The 23,745-nt window shown below is 55.9% G+C and carries 13 protein-coding genes; 5 read left to right on the top strand and 8 right to left on the bottom strand.

What is annotated here, in order from left to right; translation table 11 throughout:
- Genes gspE through AAC076_RS15620 form a run of 3 tightly spaced genes read right to left on the bottom strand, consistent with a single transcriptional unit; the run spans position 1 to position 4,459 of the window.
- Positions 1 to 1,515 carry a type II secretion system ATPase GspE gene (gene gspE / locus AAC076_RS15630; RefSeq protein WP_339847457.1) on the bottom strand — a complete coding sequence of 505 codons (1,515 nt, stop codon included), beginning with the start codon at positions 1,513 to 1,515 and terminating at the stop codon, positions 1 to 3.
- 10 nt (positions 1,516 to 1,525) lie between these two features.
- Positions 1,526 to 3,589, bottom strand: coding sequence for a type II secretion system secretin GspD (gene gspD / locus AAC076_RS15625; RefSeq protein WP_339847455.1), 2,064 nt, complete (start codon positions 3,587 to 3,589; stop codon positions 1,526 to 1,528).
- Positions 3,590 to 3,595: 6 nt separating this feature from the next.
- The gene (locus AAC076_RS15620; RefSeq protein WP_339847453.1) at positions 3,596 to 4,459 is read right to left on the bottom strand and encodes a type II secretion system protein N; all 864 of its coding nucleotides are present in this window, start codon (positions 4,457 to 4,459) and stop codon (positions 3,596 to 3,598) included.
- A gap of 432 nt (positions 4,460 to 4,891) precedes the next feature.
- On the opposite strand from AAC076_RS15620, the gene AAC076_RS15615 reads away from it, so the two are divergent.
- Entirely contained in the window at positions 4,892 to 6,358 is a 1,467-nt protein-coding gene (locus AAC076_RS15615; RefSeq protein WP_339847451.1) for an alpha/beta hydrolase, read from the top strand.
- Here AAC076_RS15615 and AAC076_RS15610 read toward each other — a convergent pair.
- The 5 genes from AAC076_RS15610 to AAC076_RS15590 form a co-directional block, all read right to left on the bottom strand.
- Entirely contained in the window at positions 6,312 to 6,671 is a 360-nt protein-coding gene (locus AAC076_RS15610) for a hypothetical protein (RefSeq protein ID WP_339847448.1), read from the bottom strand. The genes AAC076_RS15615 and AAC076_RS15610 overlap by 47 nt on opposite strands.
- Positions 6,672 to 6,685: 14 nt before the next feature.
- A complete protein-coding gene (tatA, locus tag AAC076_RS15605) occupies positions 6,686 to 6,916 on the bottom strand; it encodes a twin-arginine translocase TatA/TatE family subunit (RefSeq protein WP_339847446.1) in 231 nt (76 codons plus the stop codon).
- 88 nt (positions 6,917 to 7,004) lie between these two features.
- Entirely contained in the window at positions 7,005 to 9,050 is a 2,046-nt protein-coding gene (locus tag AAC076_RS15600; protein ID WP_339847443.1) for a PhoX family phosphatase, read from the bottom strand.
- Positions 9,051 to 9,423: 373 nt separating this feature from the next.
- Entirely contained in the window at positions 9,424 to 11,442 is a 2,019-nt protein-coding gene (locus tag AAC076_RS15595; RefSeq protein ID WP_339847439.1) for a carboxylesterase family protein, read from the bottom strand.
- 36 nt (positions 11,443 to 11,478) lie between these two features.
- The gene (locus AAC076_RS15590) at positions 11,479 to 13,470 is read right to left on the bottom strand and encodes a carboxylesterase family protein (protein WP_339847436.1); all 1,992 of its coding nucleotides are present in this window, start codon (positions 13,468 to 13,470) and stop codon (positions 11,479 to 11,481) included.
- A gap of 1,934 nt (positions 13,471 to 15,404) precedes the next feature.
- Here AAC076_RS15590 and AAC076_RS15585 point away from each other — a divergent pair.
- The 4 genes from AAC076_RS15585 to AAC076_RS15570 all read left to right on the top strand — a co-directional run bounded on the left by AAC076_RS15585 (position 15,405) and on the right by AAC076_RS15570 (position 23,424).
- On the top strand, positions 15,405 to 16,658 hold the full coding sequence (locus AAC076_RS15585; RefSeq protein WP_339847433.1) for an integrase arm-type DNA-binding domain-containing protein: 1,254 nt from the start codon (positions 15,405 to 15,407) through the stop codon (positions 16,656 to 16,658).
- 225 nt (positions 16,659 to 16,883) lie between these two features.
- Positions 16,884 to 18,887 (top strand): class I SAM-dependent DNA methyltransferase, encoded by a 2,004-nt coding sequence (locus tag AAC076_RS15580; RefSeq protein ID WP_339847430.1) that lies wholly within the window; start codon positions 16,884 to 16,886, stop codon positions 18,885 to 18,887.
- Positions 18,884 to 20,236 carry a restriction endonuclease subunit S gene (locus AAC076_RS15575; RefSeq protein ID WP_339847425.1) on the top strand — a complete coding sequence of 451 codons (1,353 nt, stop codon included), beginning with the start codon at positions 18,884 to 18,886 and terminating at the stop codon, positions 20,234 to 20,236. The genes AAC076_RS15580 and AAC076_RS15575 overlap by 4 nt, the downstream gene beginning before the upstream one ends.
- On the top strand, positions 20,236 to 23,424 hold the full coding sequence (locus AAC076_RS15570; protein WP_339847422.1) for a DEAD/DEAH box helicase family protein: 3,189 nt from the start codon (positions 20,236 to 20,238) through the stop codon (positions 23,422 to 23,424). The genes AAC076_RS15575 and AAC076_RS15570 overlap by 1 nt, the downstream gene beginning before the upstream one ends.
- Positions 23,425 to 23,745 lie beyond the last annotated feature (321 nt).

The raw sequence follows: 23,745 nt of genomic DNA, 5'->3' as shown, positions 1-23,745 counted from the left end.
TCAATCCTCCCGGGTGACGCGGAGGACTTCTTCAAGCGTAGTCTGACCGGCAAGCACTCGGCGCAGGCCGTCCTGGCGTATGCCAGATTGGGCCAGACGCGCGTGCCGAATCATTGCTTGCTCACTGGCACCATCGTGAATAAGGCCGCGCAGGGTCTCATCCACCTCGATCAACTCATAGATACCGGTCCTGCCGCGGTAACCGTTGTTATTGCACTCATCACAACCCACCGCGCTATACAGCTCAGGGGCTGCGCTTTCTTCAATGCCCATCAATCGACATTCACTGGCAGAGGCCTGATGCGCGCTGCGGCAGCTGGTGCACAGCGTACGTACCAGACGCTGCGCGAGCACACCATTGAGGGTTGAGGAAAGCAGAAACGGCTCGACGCCCATGTCCCGCAGACGAGTGATTGCGCCGGCAGCGGTATTGGTGTGCAAGGTCGAAAATACCAGGTGGCCGGTAAGACTGGCCTGGATCGCAATCTGTACGGTTTCCACATCACGTATTTCACCGACCATCACCACATCCGGATCCTGACGCAAAATGGCACGTAGACCACGTGCGAAGGTCATGTCGACCTTGGTATTGATCTGAGTCTGGCCGATGCCATCCAGGTAGTACTCAATTGGATCCTCAACGGTGAGGATATTCTTGCTGCGGTCATTGAGCTGCATCAACGCCGAATACAAGGTTGTAGTCTTGCCCGAACCGGTTGGCCCGGTAACCAGGACGATACCGTGCGGCCGAGCAATAATGCGCTCCATGGCCGCGTAATGGTCAGCGCCCATGCCCAATTGGCGTAACTCCAGGCGACCGGCCTGCTTGTCCAGCAGACGCAACACGACTCGCTCGCCATGACCGGAGGGCAGTGTGGACACCCGAACATCGACGGCCCTGCCGACCAGACGCAAACCGATGCGACCATCCTGTGGTAGACGCTTCTCGGCAATATCCAGCTTGGCCATGACCTTGATACGCGACACGATCACCGGCGCCAGCGCACGGGGCGGCTCGAGAATCTCGCGCAATACGCCATCCACGCGCAGACGAATCGATAGGCGATTTTCAAAGGGCTCGATATGAATGTCGGACGCGTTTTCCTTGACTGCTTCGGACAACAGGGCGTTGATCAGGCGAATGATCGGCGCCTCATCCTGGGATTCAAGCAAGTCCTCAGGCTCGGACAGCGACTGAGCCACCGACATGAGATCGGCGTCTTCGCTCAAACCTTCAACAAACTGCATCGCATCGTTCGCCGAACGCTCGTAGCGATCACGCAATCGGCTGGCAAAGGAGTCGTCGTCCAGGACCTGTGGTTTGAGCGGATGCCCTACCCGGCGCCGCAACTCCAGCAGCGCCTGGGGGTCACAGTCGGCCCGCACGTATACATCCAGCTGGCCGTCCTTTACGTTCCCCGGCAGCACACCAAAGCGCCGGGCAAAGCGGTAGCCCGTCTCCGCCTGGGGCCCCGGCTCAGCCGGAAGCGCGGCAGCAATATCGGTATCGCTCATCGCTACATCCCTATTGGCTGGCGGGTGGTGTGGGGATACTCATTACGCCGGGCGCAGCAGCTGCACCGGTCATCGCATTCTCGAAAGGCGGCGGCAGGCTGAGCAGGTAATTCCAGTCAGGCAGAATCGGGCGCGACTCAGGGAGCAAGGTGTCACCCCGGCTCTGGGCATCCACCTGACGATCGCGAATGTAGGTATATTTCGACTGCGTCAGATCCGCCGCCGTAGCTGCATCACGAATAATCACGGGGCGCAGGAAAACCATCAGATTGCGCTTTTCAGTACGTGCGGTTTCATAACGGAAAAGCTGACCCAGGTATGGAATATCACCCAAGCCTGGAACCTTGTCGGCGGTTTCAACCAGCTGGTCATCAATCAGACCACCGAGCACAATCAGTTGATTATCATCAACCATGACGTGGGTCTTGATACTGCGCTTGTTGGTGATGATATCCGCGGCGCCCGTTGCGCCCGAGGCAATCTGCGACACCTCCTGTTCAATCTCCAGCCTTACCGCGCTACCTTCGTTGATCTGAGGTTTGATCCGCAACTTGATACCGACATCCTGTCGCTCAATCGTATCGAAGGCCTGTCCTGACTCCTCGATGGAGCGTCCGACGATAAAAGGCACGTTCTGACCGACCACGATCTCGGCCTCCTCGTTGTCCAGTGTCATCAGGCTGGGAGTAGAAAGAATATTGCTCGAACTGTCGCCTTGCAGCGCACTGACCAGCAATGCAATCTGGGTGCTACCAATGCTTCCAAAGCCTCCAAGGCTCAGTCCGTCGCCTATGGACGGTGGGGCAGTAACATCGCCATTGAGAAAGGCGTTACCGCTAGCAGCCAGGTTGACGATGCTGCCGCTGGCACCGCGGTTGAAATTGATGATACCCACACCGCCGTTCTCACTGCCGATACCCCATTGCACACCCAGCTCCTTGGCGCGGTCATAAGACACCTCGGCGATCACCGCTTCGACCAGTACCTGAGCGCGGCGGATGTCGAGCTGGCGGATGATAGAGGCCATTTCACGGGAAAGCTCTGCAGGACCATAAATCACCACGGAATTGGTGCTTTCATGGGCCTCAACCCGAATATTCGATTGCTGACTACTTGTATTGCTGCCGGACATCCCACTGCCGTCGCTCGACTGAATACCTGACGCCGCGCCAGCCCCCGGAACTACCCGCCCCTCAACAATCCCCCTAAGCACCTCGGCGACCTGTTCAGCCTTGGCGTAACGCAAATAGTGAACCTGGGTTGCACCGTCTTCGGCTGGCATGTCCAGACGCTCGATAATATCGCGCAGCGATGCCCGGCTTTGCGGGTCACCACGCAAGATCACGGTATTGGTGCGCTGGTCGGCAATGATGCCAGGGCGCTTGGTGAAGTCTTCACCAGGTGTGGGCGCATCAAGCGTCTGCAGCACCCGCACGACATCGCTTGCCGAGGCATGTTCGAGCGCTACAATTTCGAAGTCTTCCATCGACTCTAGGTCGATCCGCTCTATCAAAGCCTGGATACGACGCACATTGGCAGCCGTATCAGCGATGACCAGGCTGTTTGATTCAGCGGCTGCAGCCAGATGACCACCCTTGGGGACAAGGGGCCGCAAGATGCGCACCAGTTGGCCTGCATTGATATGCTTGACGCTGATCACATGGGTGATTATCTCGTCGCCAAGACTGTCGGCCTGCAGATTGGACACTTCGTTTTCCTTGGCCTGAACCTCGGGCAGAATCCTCACCACGCCATCAGCACCGGTTACTGCCGCGAAACCATAGGTTTTCAGTACGCCAAGGAACAGGTTGTAAAGCTCACCGCGCTTGACCGGTTGGCCGGACACAACATTGACCTGGCCGCGCACACGCGGGTCAACAATGAAGTTGATGCCGGTTTCCTGACTGACTATTTCAATCAGGCCATTTATCTCGGCATCACGCAGATTGAGCACCAATTCTTCGTTCGGGTCTCCGGCGAAATCGGGCGTCTGAGCCTGCAAGCCTGCGCTAATAAGACTCAAACCCAGCGCCAGCGGCACCGCACGGCGGGCAAAACGGGACAGCATCAGCATCGTGTCTCAATCCATCGTTATTGTAATGGTCATGGGCTCACCGTTGCGATCAAGCGACAGGCTGACGGTATTACCGGTCAGTGTCTGCAGGATGTCACGGTAATCGTTGATTTCGGCGACGGGGGTGCCTTCCACGGCAGTGACCACATCACCCGACTGCAGACCTGCAGCTTCGAATTCTCGCGCGTTGCGCGCCGGACTGACTTCAAGCCCGTACATCGCCCCATCGATCAGAACCGGTGTTGCGCTAACCACCTCCATGAACCGCTGGGGATTGTTCATCCATTCCTCGCGGTCAATGCGCGCCACGCCGCCATCAGCCGCAATGGTGAGGTTCGGATCGACCTGAGGCAGCGCTGCTGCCCGGCGGGCTGGGGCTTTGGATGATGCAAGGGAGGCACGTTGCAGCCGCAACGTTTCAAGTTTGCCGTCACGGGCGAGAATCACGCGATCAGCCAGTACCTGCTCGAGCCGGACGTTACCAGGCAGGCTTGCACCCACCCGATAGGCTTTTTCAGCTTGGCCCTGGGGGGCCAGAATAGCAGTGCTTCGCTCTGGATCAGGGTCAGTAAGCACCCCCTTGAGGATCCAGCTCAAGGAAGTATCAGGCGCATTCAGCGCAGCGTTACGCTGCTTGCCGGCTGCGCTTCCGAAGACTGATAGTCCAGCGACTTCGGCAAACCCTCCCCGTGCACCGCCGGCGGACCCATCGCTTATAGTCAGTGGACTTGGCGCTGGAGAGGGAAGAACGCTCTGCGGCTCAACCACAGTCCAGGTCAAACGCCCCAACAATATGGCGGTGATGGCAACCAGCACGATCACAAGCAGTCGCAGGGAAGAATCCAGGGGGAATCGGGCGTCCAGGGGCATGCGTTCTCCAGGCAAAGACAATGGGCTTGGTCAGCTGCCCAGGCGGTATCTGACTATACCGACCTTTCTTTGCAATTTTATTGTTATGAGTCTGAAACAAGCGGAACAGACATCTGGATTGTCACGAAATTGCCATCCGCCGACAACCCCCCTGAACGGGTTAAAACCGGGATTGGACCGACTGATGCTGAAATAATGGCCTTAATACACCATTTATTAACCAACACAATCACCCTTATGGGTTATTCGCCCGAAACAATGATCAGCGCTAGTAATGAAGCGCCATGCATGTACCCAAAACCAGACCAACGACCTCATCTGGCGCTTGCTACTACGGGGGTTTGACGCTTTACTCTAATCCGCAATGCCAGTACTCGAGTATGACACTACAAAAACAATTTTTTGGCCTTGCCTGTCAGGAGAACAAAAACAATGAATATGATGAAGAAAACCGCCTATCTGGGCATGGTTATCAGTGCAGTCGCGCTCTCAGGCTGCCTGGGTGGCAGCGGTGGCAGCAGTAGCAACATCGAAGGTCCTACACCTCAGCAACAACGCGTTACTGACGGTTTTTTTGAAGTTGATCAAGCCCAGTTGGCCTTTGGTTCGCTCGCAGCCGGTGTTCCTGCCTATGACAATACAAGCCGCTGGACTGGCGTAATCGACAATGCCGGTTATCGTGTGGAAGTTCCGGAGAACTGGAATGGGATGCTGGTGATGTACGCCCACGGTTTCCGCGGAGAAGGATCTGCCCTTACGGTTGATAGCCCACCGATGCGTCAGTACCTGATTGATAACGGATATGCCTGGGCAGCCTCCTCCTACAGCACCACCTTTTACGACGTTCTTGCTGGCGTTGAGGATACCAACAAGCTGGCCTTGGCGTTCAATGATATCGCCGCAAACAATGGCCGTCCGCTGGCCGCCCCGACCAAACGCTACATTACCGGCGTGTCCATGGGTGGTCACGTAACAGCCGCCGCTGTCGAACTGGAAACTCAGCAAACCGCCAACAACTTTGTCCCCTATGACGGCGCTGCGCCAATGTGCGGGGTTCTGGGCGACACCGAACTGTTCAACTACTTCGGCGCGTACAGCCTGTCGTTGTTCGAATTTGGTGGCGTGCCGGCCAACAGCTACCCAATCACAGATGTACCGGCGAAGCTTACCGCAGCGCAAACAGCCCTGTGGACAAATTACGCGACCAACAAGAACGCAAACGGTCTTACCGCAGCCGGCCTGCCGTTCTACGCTACCCTGCAGAACCTGAGCGGCGGACCACGTCCTGTTTACGCCGTTGCATTCGGCGGCTTCCAGGATCTGTTACAGGGATTCGCTGGAGCAGACGGCACCGTAACGGGAATTCTCAACCGTAACGTAGTCGATACCCGTGATGTTACTTACCGCTTCCAAAGCACGCCTGGTCAGCCTTTAACCCCTACAGAACAAGGCTTCAACAACACTATTTACCAGATCACACCTGACGCCAACGCCAACGCTCTGCGCGATGACGGCCTGCGCTTCATACCCAAGGTAAACGGTAATCTGTACAAGGCTATTCCCGTAGTCACCGTGCACACCCTGGGCGACCTGTTCGTTCCTATCAAGATGGAGCAGATTTACAACGAACGCATGAACCAGAATGGCTTCGGTGGTCAGCTTGTTCAAAGAGCAGTGCGTGCTCCCGGACACTGCGACTTCTCGTTTGCCGAGTTTGAGCAATCATTGGACGCGATGCTGGAATGGGAACAGAACAACATTAAACCAGCCGGCGATGACTTCATGACTCCGGCAACAGTGGCAGACCCACAGTTTGGCTGTCAGTTTACGGTTGATGGAGCGCCACAAACCGCTACGCGGGCTGCGATTTCTCCGCTGATTGGAGCCTGTGCTCCCTAAGGGAATTGTTGTTTGGAGCTAATGAAGGGCTGGCACACACTGTGTCAGCCCTTTTTTTTTCAAGCCCCAGCGTTTCCTTGACCCTCGGTTTGACGTTACTGAGACGCAACTCCTGAACTGCCTCCTGAACCACCTCCAGCTCCTCCCGAGGCAATTGACTGGTGACCTGTTCCTGCACCTGGGCCATGGCGGCTCTCGCCTTGCCCAGCATCAAACCAGCCATATTGATGATCACCAGCGCCTTTTGCGGCCCGAGCACCAGCAGTGCCACTACCAGCACCAATACCCATTCGCTGAGCCCGTTATCAAACATGTCTGGCACCCCATTCAGGAAACGGCTTTATCATTCTGATGAGTCCGGCTGTGCTGCAGATCCGTCTCAACATCAATTGCCAGGGCGTCACGGGATTCTTCGCCATCCCTGACGGCTTTCTTGAATCCACTCAAGGCGCCACCCAGGTCACCACCGATACTGCGCAACCGCTTCGTGCCGAACAGCAACATCACTATCACCAGAACAATCAGCAGCGAGCCGATACTTACTCCACCTATACCCATGACTATTACTCCAGAAATAAAGACGACGCACGATTGGGCGTCGCAGCAAAATTGCCGGCAGCTCGTCCCTAAGCTGCCGGCAGCGCTATCAGCTACCGATAATTCCGCCATCATCCTTCCAGACAACAACTGTGGAGGAACGGGGCGGGAACAAGCCAGGACTGTTGTCAGGCCAGGTGCTTTCATAGTTGCCCGCCGCAAAATCTGCCGGCGAAGTACCATCACCCGGGTGCTGAACGTTGATGAACATGGTCCTCTGGTCTGGAGTCATGGTGATACCTGTGATCTCCTGTCCCAGAGGGCCGACCAGGAAGCGCTTCATATCCCCAGTCTTTGGATCAGCGGTCAGCATCGCGCAATTACCAAAGGGATCAGTCGCACCACTGTCCATCTGAATCCATACACGGCTGTCAGGATCTATCCACATGCCATCTGGCGAGCTCAAGATGTTGTCGGCTGTCAATTGCTCGCCCTTCGGATCCTGGCCAACACTGGGAGCGGAACCAAATTCCCCACTGGTACCCGCGAATAGGAAGATATCCCAGTCAAAAGTCGTTGCAGCGTGGTCACCACCGGTTTCCGCCCAGCGGATAATGTGGCCGTGCGGGTTGCCTGCACGCGGGTTGGCTTCATCGGTCTGAGCAGCAGTACGGCGGCTGTTATTGGTCAGCGTGAAATACACATCGCCATTGGCCGGGTCGACTGCACCCCACTCCGGACGATCCATCGGGGTAGCTCCGAGCAAATCGGCAGCTGTACGGGTATTTACCAGCACATCAGCCTGGCTGGTGAAGCTGTTAGCGGGCGTCAGACCATTCTGGCCGAAGACCAACGGCAGCCATTCACCGGTGCCATCTGCATTGAACTTGGCAACGTAGAGTGTGCCGGTATCAAGCAGGCTGCCCGAAGCGGTCGCCGAATTGTAATTGGTGGCGGAGACGAACTTGTAGATGTATTCAAACTGAGAGTCGTCACCGGAGTAACAGACCACTGGCCGCCCTTCTACCGCCGGCGCGAAAACCACGCCCTCGTGGCCGAAGCGGCCCATTGCAGTGCGTTTGACGGGCGTGCTGTCGGGGTCGAATGGGTCGATCTCAACCATCCAGCCAAAGCACACGGGCTCATTGCGGTAGTCCTCAATCGCGGAGGCACCTTTGATGCTGGCATCAAAGCGAATGTACTCATCCGCACCCGAGTCAGCCGACTCCCAACCGTAACGTCCATTGCTACCGGTAGGGATACCATAAGCGGCATGTTCGCGGGGATTGTCTCCACTGTTGGAGAAATAACCCGCCCAGTTTTCTTCGGCTGCCATGTAAGTGCCCCATGGGGTGTAGCCGTTACCGCAGTTGTTCAGCGTACCACGCGTCATGGTGCCATTCGGGCTGTATTTGGTCTTGACGAAATCGGTGCCGCGAACCGGCCCTTGAATAGCCATGGGGGTCAGGGCAGTGATACGGCGATTGAGTGCGTCCGGCTGCACCTGCCATTCCTTATTAGCCCCCTGAACGACGCGAACGATCGACACACCGTGCGCATTCATTTCCTTGAGCACTTCATCTGCAGGTCTTTTGCCTGCCACTAGCGGCGGAACAGCACCACCGCTCAGTGCGACGCCCTGCGCGCGCGCGTGCATAAGGCGCGGTTCGATGTACTCATGATTCAAGACCAAGAGGCCGTCTACCGAACTGTCGTTGATCGGAAAGAAGTGCATACCGTCATGGTGCGAGCCTACCTGCGACGCCTGGTCCGCCCCCGTACTATTGACTGAAAAGGTCGGGAAATCACCTGTGATAGGAGTGCCCCAGGGAATCAGAACCTGATGGCTATACCCTTCAGGCACAGTGATCACGTCCAGACTGTTGACAGGGACAGCAGAAAAGCCGAGCAGCGCCGCAGCAGGCGGCGGTGTACCATCATTATCATCGCTATCAGAACCGCTATTGCAGCCCGCCAGACCCAGCCCCATAAAACCTATGGCCGCGGCTCCGGCACTGCCTTTTAGCAACTGACGACGGTCCAACCGGGCTTCGAGGACGCTGGCAAACAGAGGCGCAGTTGATCTTTCGCGAACCGGCTCATCGCCCTCGCCGTTATCAATAATGGTCAGGTCATTGTGCATTACTGTAGACATCCGGACTTCCTCATCGGGTTATTAGAATCAACCTGGACATAATGGGAATCACAGATGACAGAAAGACTTTTGCTTAATGAAGCTTGTGCGGATGTTTGGCGACAGAATTGAGGCAGAAATATGACGGGAGCAGTGTCTGTGGCACTTAATCGTCATGAACTAAGCTTTGTCGCTTGGGGTTCATCCCCACGGATGCAGGGGACGCGATCCAAGCGAATCTGCCAGCAAAGCCAAGCCTGCCACAAGCCCATATTCTTGCTTGCAGCTAAAGCCGAACAAAAAAAGCCCCGGGCACAGAATCAGTCCATGGCCGGGGCGGTTTACTTCACGCTAGTGCACGCCTGAAGCAACTGTGCAAACACTAGCGTCAGGCTTACTGGATCGATTCAGCCAGCCCGGTTTCAACCGTAATATCACTTCCTGGTCCAATTTCCACAAAGGTGTCGTTATTCAATGTGTAGGCTGGCCACAGCAGGCTATTGGTACTGGGATCACCGGTTTTGGCAAAGTTGGTCCACATTGTCATGGTCTTGTCAGCAATGGCTATATCGGTCGGCCCATAGCGCATGGAGGCGAATACGTCCGCCGGATCACCTTGCGCACCCGTCACCCCGTTGCCATTGAGGTCACCAATGGCCGGCCGCGTGCCCTCGGGTGTCAAGACCAGCCCAAGCAGGTAATTCTGCACCATGGCCGCCGGATAGTTGAACAGGTACGGTAGTTCGCAACCATGGCAGCTCGCCAACCCCAGCTCCGTCCAGCCCGGCGGTACGCGGCTGAACTTGTAGATGAACTGCTCGGACTGATATTGCGCCGACCGCTGCGCCAGCCATATTGGCAGAGCCGCGCGCAACGTTGTGTAGTCACCCGAGGTGACACCCGCCATCAGCGGCACATCGCTGGGCATACCGTTCACCACATTCTGGTAGTAGGTATTCGGCTGGTAGTAGTTATCCGAGTTGGGGCGGTAGGTCTGACGAGGAATATTGTTGTCCTGATCCGCCTTCACCAGTTCGTTCCAGGGTAATGCCCGCGCCTGCTCCAGAGTAGTTATACCCGCACGTTCAAACAATGCAGAGCCTATGGCTTCTGACTCGGCCAGGGACACTTCCGGGCCACTGGTGGTATCCAACGGAGCAAAACCGCTCTGCACTATTGCCTTGTGAAACAGGCCGGTAGCCTGCGGAGAATTCATCAATGAGTAGACCTTGCCGCCTCCGCCAGACTGCCCAAAGATCGTCACGTTACCCGCATTGCCGCCAAAGGCTTCAATATTGTCCCGTACCCACTCAAGCGCCATCACCAGATCCATCTGCCCGTAATTGCCAGAGCCGCCATAACCGCTTTCCGCTGTCAGCAATGGATGGGCGATATAACCGAAGGGACCCAGGCGATGATTGACGGTGACCAGTACAACACCCTTTTCGGTCAAACCGTTCGGATTGTTGTACTGGGCCGAGTTGGCCGACAGAATCGCAAAGGAACCGCCGTGGAACCAGACCATTACGGGCAGATTCTCGGCATCCTTGGGAGCAGTGATATTCAGATAGAGAGAGTCTTCACTCATGCCACCCTCATTAACACTCTCCAGGGCGGTATCCTGTGCAGATTGGTCCGCCCAGGAAACGGCCTCCCGTACACCATCCCAGGACTCCAACGGTTGCGGGGGCGTCCAGCGCAGCTCCCCTAGCGGTGGTTTCGCATAAGGAACACCTAGAAACTGCCAGGTATCGTCGGTCGCAGCAAAGCCTCTGACGTCGCCCGAATTGGTAGTGACCACCACCCGCTCGCTGGTTGAACGGCCAAAATGCGCCAAGGCATCGGCCGTACTGATCGCCGTGCGCGCCCGGGGGTCGGTGTCGCTGAAGGCGCCAGCTGTTTCAAGCGTGGACAGCACGGTAGTCAGTTGGGTACGGAAATCAGCAGCAGACTGACCTAGATCCAGAACATTTGCATTGAAGGAAACCTCGTCGCGGATCTGCTGGGTGATCTGGATGCCGTTGTTCAGGTCTCCGTCAGCGTCCAGACTCTGGAGCAGCACGAGCATGTTGCTCACACGCGAATCCTGTGCATTTGCCGCCCCCGTAACAATACTCAACGGCGTCAACTGCGCCGAACCAGCGGCCTGGCCCAACGCCAGATCGCCAATGGCGAAACTCAGCGTTTCGCCGGGAAAGTAACTGAACTTGCCTGCGGCGTCGGTCCGAGCGGACCCGCTGTTGGGCCCCTGGTAATCAAGACCCGCCACCGGGCTATCGACGAAGGTACCGCTCAGCGCATTGCTGCCAGAGCCGCCGCCACCTAAACATCCGCCCAGCGATAGTAGCGGCGCTAGCGCCACGCACCACCACACGCCACGGGGTACAAATATAGACTTACCTGAATTGATCATGACTTTCTCCCTTGCAGGTTTTTGTTGTTGTAGCCATCAGTCGGCAAACTCATTGGCAATACCCGACTTCACTTCGGCAATATCGCTCAGCTCCACGTATTGCTGGATTTGCGCGTCATATTCGGGATATTCAAGCTCGCCTGAGATGCTTGGGTTGCCGGTCTTGGCGAAGTTGGTCCAGATGGTCAGCATGCGGTCGATGACCTGGTCATCGGTGGCATCAAAACCGGCTGAAGCAAACACATCGGCCGCATCGCCGGCAGAGCCGGATACACCGTTGCCATTCAAATCACCGATCACCAGCGACCGGCCCGTAGCCGGATCTATCACCAGCCCAAGCAGGTAGTGAGTGATGACGCTGGTGGGCATATTGAACATGTAGGCCAGCTCGGCACCGTGGTAGGCCTGTACACCACGCTCTTTCCAGCCGGACGGTTGATGACTGAACAAAGTCGCGTACGTGGGCGCATCCTTCAGAGGAGCCATCCAGGGGAACACGTCCTTCACCGTATTGATGGGATCGATGGTGTCGTTGGTATTGACCACAAACATGAAGGGCACGTCGTTATCGGTCTCCGTTTCGAAACTGACGCGTTCAGTTGTGGGCAAGTAGAAGTTGTCGACATTGGTATAGGGAATCAATGTGGCCGCCGCAGATACCACCTGCAACCAGCTCCGCTCACGCATCTCCTCCAGGGAAGCAGCGTTCAGGTTACTCTGCAAATCACTACCGATTGCTTCCGCAGCTGCCAGACTACGCGTATCGGGATACAGCGTGCCGCTCTGACTGATCGCCTTGTGAAACAGACCTTTCGCCTCTGGTGAGGCCATCAGCGACAGTACCTTGCGGCCACCACCGGACTCCCCGAAGATGGTGACGTTAGCCGGATCCCCACCGAATTCCTCGATATTGTCCCGCACCCATTCCAGCGCCATGATCAGATCCATCTGCCCATAGTTGCCGGAACCCTGGTACCCGCTCTCGACACTGAGCTGCGGGTGGGCAATATAGCCAAACGGCCCCAGACGATGGTTGACCGACACCTGCACCACACCCTTGCTGGCCACGGCCTTGGGGTTGTTGAATGGTGTAGTGTTGCTGGTTAGAGAGGTAAAACCACCACCGTGAAACCAGACCATGACCGGTAGGGATTCGGCTTCCTTGGGTGCAGTAATGTTGAGATACAGCGAATCTTCACTCATCCCACCCTCACCGAAGCGCTGCAAACCTGGATTCTGCGCAGCCTGATCGCTCCACGCCACTGCATCTCGCACACCTTCCCAGGCAGCCGGTTGCTCAGGCGCTTTCCAACGTAGATCGCCCAGCGGCGGTTTGGCATAAGGGACCCCAAGGAATTGCCAGGTATTGGCATCCGCCTCAAAGCCACTCAGATCGCCCGCTGTGGTTTTGACTACCAACCGCGGGCTGGTGGCACGCTGGAAATGCTCTTGGGCATCTGCCGCACTGACCAGGCTTCGCGCCCGTGGATCCGTGTCGCTGAACGCGCCCTCCCCCTCCAGTGTCGCAACAAGCGTGGCCAGACTGGCGCGGAAATCAGCCGGTGACTGATCAAGCAGAAGACTACCCGCGTTGAGCGACACCTCCTCGCGAATAGCTTGAGTGATTTGAATTCCGTTATTGAGATTACCATCGGCATCCAGCGACTGTAGCAGTACCAGCATATTGCTTACCCGCTGATCGTCCGCGCCCTGCGCACCGTCCACTATGCCCAATGGAGTCAACACCGCAGCGCCAAGGGCGGAGCCCAGCTCCAGATCGCCAATGGCAAAGTTGACCGTCTGGCCAGCTGTATACGTAAATTGGCCACTTGCATTGGTCTGCCCAGCGCTATTGCCGGCCTGATAATCCAGGCCTGCCACCGCGCTATCGACAAAGGTTCCCGATAACGCGCCGTTGCCACCAGAGCTTGATCCGCCAAGACACCCACTTAAGGAGAATAAAAAAGGGGCCAGGGAAGCTGCCAAAACCGCTTTGCGCAGGGGCTTTTTCAAGTAAAAAGGTTGCATGCCGATCTCCGATTGTTCTTGTAATGGAGTCCTGCTTGTCGCCGCATCGGAGCTGGTTGGAAATCCTGCGTAGGATTCCATTGCGCCGTTCACCGAAGGACAAACACGCCGGACGACGAGTTGCGCGCCGGCCCTTTCATCAAAACGGGCGATGCGCTCCACGGCCAGAGGTTAGGTCTCGTAATTGTCGATTACCAGAATGAAAAGCTACTCTCGGGCGGCCTGATCAAAATTCAATAAGGTTTCGTATATGAGACATAATATTATTTGGACGATTGGTCAACTGGATACACCATGCGCGCCAATGAGAATTATCCAGCCTTCCCTTTCGCGCACAACTGGCCTGCAAACAGGCTTTGGAGAAGCAAATCTCGATAGGGATTTTTCGCAATAATTTTGAGATCTACGGAACAGGAGATCCAATCTATTCAAGGCGATGAGACAGTTCAGGACAAGAATATTCAAACGGGAGATGGCAAATACCATAAAATGAATGAACATTCATGCCGCTTATGAAACACAGCCCCTGGCCGAGCATAAATTGTAATCGGCTCATTCAGAGACATTGATAGAGATATCTTGATTTGCTCAAGCACTAGGGACGCGCTCCGGTTTAATGCTCGAAGCATTATCGGGAAAAGCGCCGGATACAGGCGTTGCAGAAAAAAGCAAAGCCCCTGCGTCCAGAACTCCGAGGCCTTTGAAAGGGCCTCCAATTGAGCCTGGGGTGTGTCATGCGTTTCGGGGGGAAGTCCATGCTGGAACTTCAGTAAATAGGCAGCAGCACTCGAATGCTCATTTGACCCTCAAGTCCAAGTCGCTAACGGCTGCCCTGAATACCAGGATATTTCTGAAGCTTTTTTTTACATCCTTATTTGAATGCTTCAGGTATCTGATTCCTATAAGCTTTAATATGAACTTCCCATACATATGCCTGACCAAAGAACGAACCGAAACAAAAGCAATGTACGGAGGTGTCTTCACACAATGGATTCAATAGAGTCTCGCATAAGAGCACTTGAAAAATCATCTGGAGTAGAAATGCTATACACGCAGTTTGAAAAACTGCTGACTAAAGGATTGGTTCGCGTGGTGGGTCGCCCGGATGGCATTCATATCGAGACTTATGCACTCTCACACAGCTTGATGAAATACATGCTTACGCGCAATGAACGTCTCAGATTGGCTTCATACCAGGCAGACAAGCGGCTCAATGGGATAGCTGGATAGGTCGTCACATTAAAGACCAGCAACTGGCAACCTGATGCGGGATGCAGCACTTGAAGTGCCAATCCACTGCATCGGCCTCGAGAAAAAGGGGGCAGGCGAACACTTCTAACGAGCAGGCAGTTAATAAGAATAAGAAAATCATATGAACCAGCAAAGGGTCAGAAGAATTAATTTTCATCTGATCCCAATTACTAGGTCAGCAAATGAACAGCTCCTATCTCGCCAGGCTCCGAGCATTTCCCCATGGGCTCATTTTTGATCTGCGATGGAAACTCGGCCTATTCAAGAAAACGAACCCAACTGGCGGCGGTGCTGTGACCTATCTTCCCGACGGTCAGCTGTGCTTCATCCCGTCGCAAGGTAAAGCCCGAAACGCCGACACCAAGCCCCCCGGAATAGCAGAGGATGGTGAGCAACATACTGCTCACGAATTATGGAATCGTGGGAACAGAAAGCCCCAGAAACAACAAAGCCCCGAATAACGGGGCCTTGAGGCATAAATATGGCGGAGAGTCAGTCCTACCAATGTCGATCTATAGGCTTCTACAAAAAACTATTAAGCGAACCATAAACTACCCATTAAGCTAGCAATACCAGGCATTACAGCCTAGTATCTGTCCAACAAGCATCAAAGCCCATTGTTGCCTTCCATTAATTCAGTGGGGGATCAAATGGGGGATCAGCCATAATAGTGGGGGATCAGTATGGCGGACAGGACTGGATACAAGCTCAAATCCAAGCAGGTGGAGAACCTAGCCAAGCCGGGAACCTACGAGGACGGCAACGGCTTGCGCTTGGTTATTAGCAAGACTGGCCGCAAGTCGTGGGTGTTCCGCTACCAGCTCAATGGCAAACGCCGGGAGATGGGGCTAGGCAAATATCCCGCCCGCTCCCTGGAGAACGCTCGCAACGACGCAGAAGATGCACGCCGCCAGATCAGCGCCGGCATTGATCCCATCGACGCCGCGAACGCCGAGCGAGCAGCTAAAGAGGCTGCCGCCATCACCGAGGCTGCCAAGAAGATTACCTTTGATAGTGTGGCAGCTGATTACATTGCAGCCCACCGCCCCGGCTGGAAGAACGCCAAGCATGCCCAGCAATGGAAAAACACGCTGAACACGTATGCATCACCCTTCATTGGCAAGCTGTCGCCGGGTGACATAACTACCGAACATGTATTGAAGGTCCTGCAACCGATTTGGACCGGCAAGCCAGAGACGGCAAGCCGGGTTCGCAATCGCATTGAACTGGTATTGGATGCAGCCAAAGCCCGACGCCTACGCGAAGGCGAGAACCCAGCACGTTGGCGCGGGCACCTGGACAAGCTGTTGCCCAAGCGTGAGAAGGTTCAAGCCGTAAAGCATCACGCCGCCCTGCCCTGGTCTGAACTGCCCTCCTTCATGGTCAAGCTGAAAAAATTGGACAAGGTGACGTTCAAGGCTATGCAAATGACGATTCTCACCGCCTGCCGCACCAGTGAAGTGCTAGGCGCAACGTGGGGTGAAGTAGACCTAGAAGCGCGCGTATGGACCGTACCGGCTGAACGCATGAAGATGCGCAAGGAACACCGCGTACCGCTCTCTGATGCGCTTGTGGAGTTGCTGGAACAATTACCGCGCTATGACGACAACCAACACCTGTTCCCCGGCATGAGAAGCGGCAAGCCTCTGTCCAATATGGCTATGCTTATGGGACTGCGACACATCAAGCGCACCGACCTGACCATGCATGGTTTCCGGTCTACCTTCCGCGACTGGGCAGGCGAATGCACACCGCATCCGCGTGACGTTTGCGAGCAGGCGCTAGCCCATAGCCTGGGCAACGCAGTAGAGGCCGCTTACCGACGTGGAGACCTGTTCGAGAAGCGCCGGGCGCTGATGGATGATTGGGCGCACTACATCACCACCGCGCCAACCGAGAAAGTTATTCAAGGGAATTTTTCAAAAAACCCCGGATGACCTGAATCTCAATTCAACAGCTAGCTCACCAAACTAAGACTTCCGCATAATGCCAAGCCCTCCTGTAGCCGTTCTGTTTGCTGACTAAAAATAGCTAACATTCTTAGTTCAGCAATAGTTCGCAAATAGACCGTCAAAGACCCCAGCAGAAAAATTTGGACTAATTCCTGATACGTCGCTGGGGTAAACTCAGTTATTTGTTGTACAAATAAAGGGAGCAATTGCTTGAATATGGAAAACCATTCCCAAACCGCCGCCTTTCTTTGGTCCATCGCCGACCTGCTGCGTGGTGATTTCAAGCAGTCTCAGTACGGCCGCATAATCCTGCCTTTCACCCTGCTGCGCCGGATGGAGTGCGTGCTTGCGCCAACCAAGAGTGAAGTGATCAACCAGACCTTCGCTCAGGAAGGCCGCCCGGACGCCGTGCGTGAGATGTTCCTGCTCCGCGCCGCCGGTGGCTTACAGTTCTTCAACGCCTCGCCGCTGACCCTCGGCACTCTGTCGGATACCCAGACCGCCGCCGACCTGATGAGCTACGTGCAGGCGTTCAGCAAAGACGCCCGCGAGATCTTCGAGCACTTCCACTTTGAAGACTTCGTCCAGCAGTTGGAAAGCGCCAACCTGTTGTATCAGGTGGTGCAGCGCTTCGCCGCAACGGATCTGAGTCCCGAGTTCATAAGCAACTTCGGTATGGGCATCATCTTTGAAGAGCTAATCCGCAAGTTCGCGGAAAGCTCCAACGAAACGGCCGGTGAGCACTTCACACCGCGCGACATCGTGCACCTCACCACCTCACTGGTGATAACTGATCAGGACCACAAACTCGCGCCCAACAGCATTGTCACCATCTACGACCCAACCGCCGGCACCGGTGGCTTTCTGTCTGAGGGGGATGAGTACATCCAGTCCATCAGCGACAAGGTCAGCGTTTCGCTGCACGGCCAGGAGCTCAATCCCGAGTCCTATGCAATCTGCAAGGCGGACATGCTGATCAAGGGCCAGGACGTGGCCAGCATCAAGCTCGGCAACACCCTGTCCAACGATCAACTGGCCGGCAAAGGCTTCGACTTTATGCTGAGCAACCCGCCGTTCGGCGTGGAGTGGAAGAAGGTCCAGAAGCAGATCACAGACGAGCATAGCCAAAAAGGCTTCGACGGCCGTTTCGGCCCCGGCCTACCAAGGGTGTCCGACGGTTCACTGCTGTTCCTCCTGCACCTGGTTAGCAAGATGCGTGACCCGCGCGACGGTGGCTCGCGCATCGGTATCATCCTCAACGGCTCGCCGCTGTTTACCGGCGGCGCGGGTTCGGGGGAGTCGGAGATTCGCCGCTACCTGCTGCAGAACGATCTGGTCGAAGCCATAGTCGCGTTGCCCACCGACATGTTCTACAACACCGGCATCGCCACCTATGTGTGGATACTCAGTAATCATAAGGCCGCTGCGCGCCAGAGCAAGATGCAGTTGATCGACGGCAGCCAGCTCTACGCCAAAATGCGCAAGTCGCTGGGCAGCAAGCGCCAGTACATCACCGAGGATCAAATCAGCGAGCTGGTGCGCTTGTATGGCAGCTTCGAGCACAACGCGCAGAGCAAAATCTTCCCCATCGACGCCTTCGGCTACCGGCGTATCACGGTCGAGCGTCCGTTGCGCTTCAAATTTGATGAACAATCAGAAAAGGGAATTGAGGCCCTAAAAACCGATGACGCGTATCGCAAGTTGCCGGAAGAGATTCAGTGGGGTTTGAGCAACATACTGGTAGGCATGGCGGGCCACTGCAAAGAGCACGGCCCAATACTCTCACGCACACAGTTTCGCAAAGAAATTGAAGAGAGAATGGAAACCTATGCCCCGAAGGGGGTTATGAAGGCAAAGCACTTCAAGGCGCTAGAGAAGCTCATCAATCTGAAAGGCAGTGAGGGAGAAGTCTGTCGTGATAACAAGGGAAACCCTGAACCCGATCCAGATCTGCGCGACAACGAGAACGTGCCGCTGGGCGAATCGGTGTACGACTACTTCCAACGCGAAGTCATCCCACATGTGCCGGATGCCTGGATCGACGAAAGCAAAACCGATGCGCTGGACGGCGAGGTCGGCATTGTCGGCTTCGAGATTCCCTTTAACCGCCACTTCTATGTGTTCCAGCCACCGCGTCCGTTGGCCCAGATCGATAGCGACCTGAAAGCCTGCACTGACCGTATCAAGCAGATGATCGAGGAACTGTCGGCATGAGTTTTTCAGCGTATCCGGTGTACAAGGGGTCCGGAGTGGAGTGGTTGGGGGCGATACCTGAGGGTTGGGAGCCAATACCATTTAAATATATAGCTGATTTCATAAATGGCATGGCATTCAAGCCTGAGCAGTGGAGCGAAGGAGGTATCCCTATCATTCGGATTGAGAATCTGAACAATGGAGAGAGTTTCAACTGCTACGAAGGGTCTGTTGAGGAAAGGTATCACGTCAAAACTGGCGATCTTTTATTTGGCTGGTCTGGAAACCGTGGCACCTCTTTCGGTCCGTTTTTATGGCATGGAATAGGTCTTCACTATCTGAATCAGCATATTTTCCGAATAGCTGATTTTCGGTGCGATAAAAAATGGCTGTATTGGACGTTAAGGGCTGTTACTAAAGCGATTGAGGATCAGGCTCACGGCATAATCGGAATGGTGCATGTGACAAAAGGAAAGCTGGGCGGAATCAAAATCCCATTGCTGCCCCGTCCTGAACAAACCCAAATCGCCCGATTCCTTGACCACGAAACTGACCGCATCGACGCGCTGATCGAAGAGCAGCAGCGCCTGATCGAACTGCTCAAGGAAAAGCGCCAGGCCGTGATCTCTCGCGCCGTCACCAAAGGCCTCGACCCGACGGTGCTGATGAAGGACTCCGGCGTGGAGTGGCTGGGCGAGGTACCGGCGCATTGGGAAATCACTCAAATTAAACGTAGATGTGATCTGATTACCGATGGCGCTCATATTTCTCCCGAGACAGAGAACGGGGTTTACTGCTTTGTATCTACCAGAGACGTATCGGACGAAGGTATAGATTTCGAAGCGTGCCTTCGCACCTCGGCTGCCAGTTATGAGTACTTAGTGAAAACTGGATGTCAGCCAGCAGCTGGTGATGTGCTATTCAGCAAAGATGGGACTATAGGGAGGACTATTGTAGTTGGCGAAAATTCGCCCAAGTTTGTCGTTGCATCGTCGCTGATTATTATTAGGCCGGATATAGAGGAGTTGCTACCCAGCTACCTCGATTTTCTATGTCAGTCTTGGGTCGTTTCCCAACAGGTCGATGGTTTTGTAAAAGGTGCAGGTTTGCCTCGCTTGTCAATTCAGAACCTTACGAAGGTTGTTGGCGTTTTCCCCCCACTTGAAGAACAAGTACTTATTACTGAGTTTCTTCAGTTGAGGTGTGCAGCCGCAAGCCAATTGACTAGCGAAGCATGGCGCACAATGGAGTTATTGAAAGAACGCCGCTCCGCCCTAATCTCCGCCGCCGTCACCGGCAAAATCGACGTACGCAGCTGGCAACCGCCGGCCAGCGCGCCAACCCCTGAATTAGTACAAGAGGTCGTGTAATGGCGGACAGCAAGGAAGCGCAGTTTCAGCAGGATATTATCGACGCCCTGGCCGCCCAAGGCTGGCTGGTCGGCACCGCCAGCGGCTACGACCGCCGCACGGCGCTGTATACCGAAGATGTGGTGGGCTACTTCAAGGACGCCTGGCCGGAGCGTTGGGACAAGTTCGCCAAGGCTAACCCGAATTACCCGGACGGCGTGCTGGTGCAAAAGCTGGTGCGCGAGCTGGAGCAGAGCGGCACCCTGGATGTGCTGCGCTACGGTTTCAAGCTGCCGGCAGTGAAGGTGGAGCTGTGTAGCTTCCAACCCGACCACGGCATGAACCCGGACACCCTCAAGCGCTACCAGTGCAACCGCCTGCGGGTGGTGCCGGAGGTGTCTTACTCGCCCCATGCGCGTGATGCGGCTAGCGGCGGGCAGAGCTACAACCCACGACTGGATCTGGTGCTGTTCGTCAACGGCATTCCCACCGCCACGCTGGAGCTGAAAAGCGAGTTCAAGCAGTCGGTGGAAAACGCCAAGCGCCAGTATCGCCAAGACCGCCCGGTAAAAGACCCGCTAACGCGCAAACCCGAGCCACTGCTGACCTTCAAGCGTGGCGCGTTGGTGCACTTTGCCGTGGGTCAGAATGAAGTGGCGATGACCACCAAGCTGGCAGGTAAAGACACCTTCTTCCTGCCGTTCAACCTTGGTAGCGCGGAAGGCGGCGCAGGCAACCCGATGCCTGAAGATGACAGCCAGTACGCCACCGGCTACCTGTGGCAACGCCTGCTGCAGCCGGATGCTTGGCTCAAGGTGCTGGGGCGCTTCCTGCACCTGGAGAAGAAGATCAACGAAGGCTTCGATGGCACGCCGGTGACCAAAGAAACGATGATCTTCCCGCGTTACCACCAGTGGGAAGTGGTCAACACGCTGATCAACACCACCCGCGCCGAAGGCCCGGGCAAGCGCTACTTGATCCAGCACAGCGCCGGCTCGGGCAAGTCCAACTCTATCGCCTGGACGGCGCATCAACTGGCCTCGCTGTACGATGATGCTGGCCAGCGCCTGTTCAACTCCGTGATCGTGATTACCGACCGCACCGTGCTGGACAAGCAGCTGCAGGACACCATCTACCAGTTCGAGCATGCCCAGGGTGTAGTTAAGCAGGTCAATCGCGAAACAAGCAGTCAGAGCAAATCCGAGCAACTGGCCGAGGCATTGGCCGAGCAGACGCGCATTATCATCGTCACCATCCAGACCTTTCCGGCGCTGTTCGATGCCCTGGACAAGTACCCCAAGCTGGCCAGCGGACGCTATGCGGTGATCGCCGACGAGGCTCATTCCTCGCAAACAGGCTCATCGGCCAGCAAGCTGAAACAGATTCTCGGCAGCGATGCGCTGGAGGCGGAAGAAGTCAGCGCCGAAGAGCTGCTCGACGCCGCCGTGCAGGCGCGCCAGCCGAATGAGCGCATCAGCTACTACGCCTTTACCGCCACGCCCAAGGCCAAGACCCTAGAGCTGTTCGGGCGCCCGGCCGACCCGACGCTGCCGGCCAGTGCCAGCAACAAGCCCGAGGCGTTTCACCTGTACTCCATGCGCCAGGCCATCGAAGAGGGTTTTATCCTCGACGTGCTGCGCAACTACACCACCTACAGCACCGCCTGGAAGATCGCCCACCCCAATGGTGAGGAAGCGGACGACGAGGTCGATAGTAAGAAAGCACGCATCAAGCTGGCGCGCTGGGTGCGCTTGCACCCGTACAATATCAGCCAGAAGGTCGAGGTGCTCGTCGAGCACTTCCGCGCCAATATTCGTGGCCTGCTGGGTGGCCAGGCCAAGGCCATGGTGGTGACCAGCAGCCGTCAGGAGGCGGTGCGCTACCAGTTGGCCGTGAAGGCTTATGTGCAGCAGATGGGTTACAGCGATGTGCACCCGCTGGTGGCGTTCTCCGGTAGCGTATTGCCGGATGAAGTGATCCCGGAGGAGGTCACGGAAAGCAGTAGCCTGCTCAATGCCGGCCTAAATGGCCGTGACTTGGCCAAGGCCTTCGATACCCAGGATTTCAACGTGATGATCGCCGCCAACAAGTACCAGACCGGCTTCGATCAACCCAAGCTGTGCGCCATGTACGTGGACAAGAAACTGCAAGGCGTGGACTGCGTGCAAACCCTGTCGCGGTTGAACCGCACCTTCGGCGACAGCAAGGAAACCTTCATCCTCGACTTCTTCAACGAGCCGCAGGACATTCTCGACGCCTTCTTGCCGTACTACACCAAGGCCGAGCTGACCGATGTGACTGACCCGCAGATCATCTATGACCTGCAGAAGAAGCTGGATGCTGAGGGGATCTATTACTGGCAGGAGGTTGAGGCGTTCGCCATCGCCTTCTTCGACCCCAAGGCAGCGGCTAGCAAGCTAAGCTACTACTGCACGCCGGCCAAGGAGCGCTTTGCCAAGCGTTATGCCTTCTCGCTGGAGTCACGCCAGCAGGCCCTGGAGTTCAAGCGCACAGCAGAGGCCAACGGCGATAGCGCTGGTCTGAAAAAAGCCGAGCACGCGCTGAAAGAGGCTGGTGAGCAGGTTGACCAGTTGGACCTGTTCCGCAAAAACCTGCAGAGCTTCGTGCGCCTGTATGAGTTCCTCTCACAGATTGTGCCTTATGAGGATCGCGAGTTGGAGCAGTTGTGCGTTTACGCCAAGCATCTACATCCGCTGCTGCGCGTGGACCGCCTGCAACAAGACGACGTGGACGTGGGCGAACTGCAACTGAGCCACTACCGTCTGAGCAAGCGCGCCGAGCATCAACTGCGGCTGAGCGAGGAAGACGGTGACTACAGCCTCGATCCAGCCAGCGCGGTCGGCAGCGGCAAGCCCCATGACCCGGACAAAAAACGTCTGTCAGAAATCATCGAAGCGCTGAACGATATCTTCGGCGCCGAGGTAAGCGATGACGACCAGCTGCAATTCCTCACCGGCATAGCCAATCGCATCAGCCGCCAGGAGGATGTGATGGCCCAGGTGAACAACCACTCGGTGGAGCAAGTGATGCACGGCCTGTTCCCAAAGCGCGTGCTGGACACCGTGCTCGACGCCATGACCAACCACGAGAAACTGTCGCTGGAAGTGCTGGATAACGAGACCAAGAGCCGGGCGTTTGCGTTGGTAATTTTGAAGATGTTGAAAGCCTTGGATGGCGTACGTGCATAACAAACGCCGTTAGGAGCACAAAGCCCGGGGCAATAACCTTGCCCGCATCTGCGCGACACTCCCGAGCATGAGGTAATAAAGTAAAAGAGACTGCGTAATAAAACTGGGCCATGTTTGTAAGCATAGAGGGATACCCAGCGAGCTGCTCCTGGTCCTCCTGCGAAACCCGATGCATGCTGAAAAAAGCTTCGAGGCTACAGAAATACCTTCTAATGGCAGTGCATGGGCTACTGCATTTGGGATTTGGTGGTACCATGCGGGAATACTGACTGAATCGCCCCCAGTATTCTAGACACTTGCCAGACTCTGGTAGTGACGCTT

Source organism: uncultured Halopseudomonas sp. (assembly GCF_963977355.1).
In the GTDB taxonomy this organism is placed as follows: domain Bacteria; phylum Pseudomonadota; class Gammaproteobacteria; order Pseudomonadales; family Pseudomonadaceae; genus Halopseudomonas.
Note: the sequence above shows the minus strand (reverse complement) of the source record. Positions and strands in the feature narration are given on the sequence as shown.

Excerpts from the sequence above, each read along its gene's own strand:
- gspE (WP_339847457.1), bottom strand. The coding sequence starts at position 1,515 with ATGAGCGATACCGATATTGCTGCCGCGCTTCCGGCTGAGCCGGGGCCC.
- gspD (WP_339847455.1), bottom strand. The coding sequence starts at position 3,589 with ATGCTGATGCTGTCCCGTTTTGCCCGCCGTGCGGTGCCGCTGGCGCTG.
- AAC076_RS15620 (WP_339847453.1), bottom strand. The coding sequence starts at position 4,459 with ATGCCCCTGGACGCCCGATTCCCCCTGGATTCTTCCCTGCGACTGCTT.
- AAC076_RS15615 (WP_339847451.1), top strand. The coding sequence starts at position 4,892 with ATGAATATGATGAAGAAAACCGCCTATCTGGGCATGGTTATCAGTGCA.
- AAC076_RS15610 (WP_339847448.1), bottom strand. The coding sequence starts at position 6,671 with ATGTTTGATAACGGGCTCAGCGAATGGGTATTGGTGCTGGTAGTGGCA.
- tatA (WP_339847446.1), bottom strand. The coding sequence starts at position 6,916 with ATGGGTATAGGTGGAGTAAGTATCGGCTCGCTGCTGATTGTTCTGGTG.
- AAC076_RS15600 (WP_339847443.1), bottom strand. The coding sequence starts at position 9,050 with ATGTCTACAGTAATGCACAATGACCTGACCATTATTGATAACGGCGAG.
- AAC076_RS15595 (WP_339847439.1), bottom strand. The coding sequence starts at position 11,442 with ATGATCAATTCAGGTAAGTCTATATTTGTACCCCGTGGCGTGTGGTGG.
- AAC076_RS15590 (WP_339847436.1), bottom strand. The coding sequence starts at position 13,470 with ATGCAACCTTTTTACTTGAAAAAGCCCCTGCGCAAAGCGGTTTTGGCA.
- AAC076_RS15585 (WP_339847433.1), top strand. The coding sequence starts at position 15,405 with ATGGCGGACAGGACTGGATACAAGCTCAAATCCAAGCAGGTGGAGAAC.
- AAC076_RS15575 (WP_339847425.1), top strand. The coding sequence starts at position 18,884 with ATGAGTTTTTCAGCGTATCCGGTGTACAAGGGGTCCGGAGTGGAGTGG.
- AAC076_RS15570 (WP_339847422.1), top strand. The coding sequence starts at position 20,236 with ATGGCGGACAGCAAGGAAGCGCAGTTTCAGCAGGATATTATCGACGCC.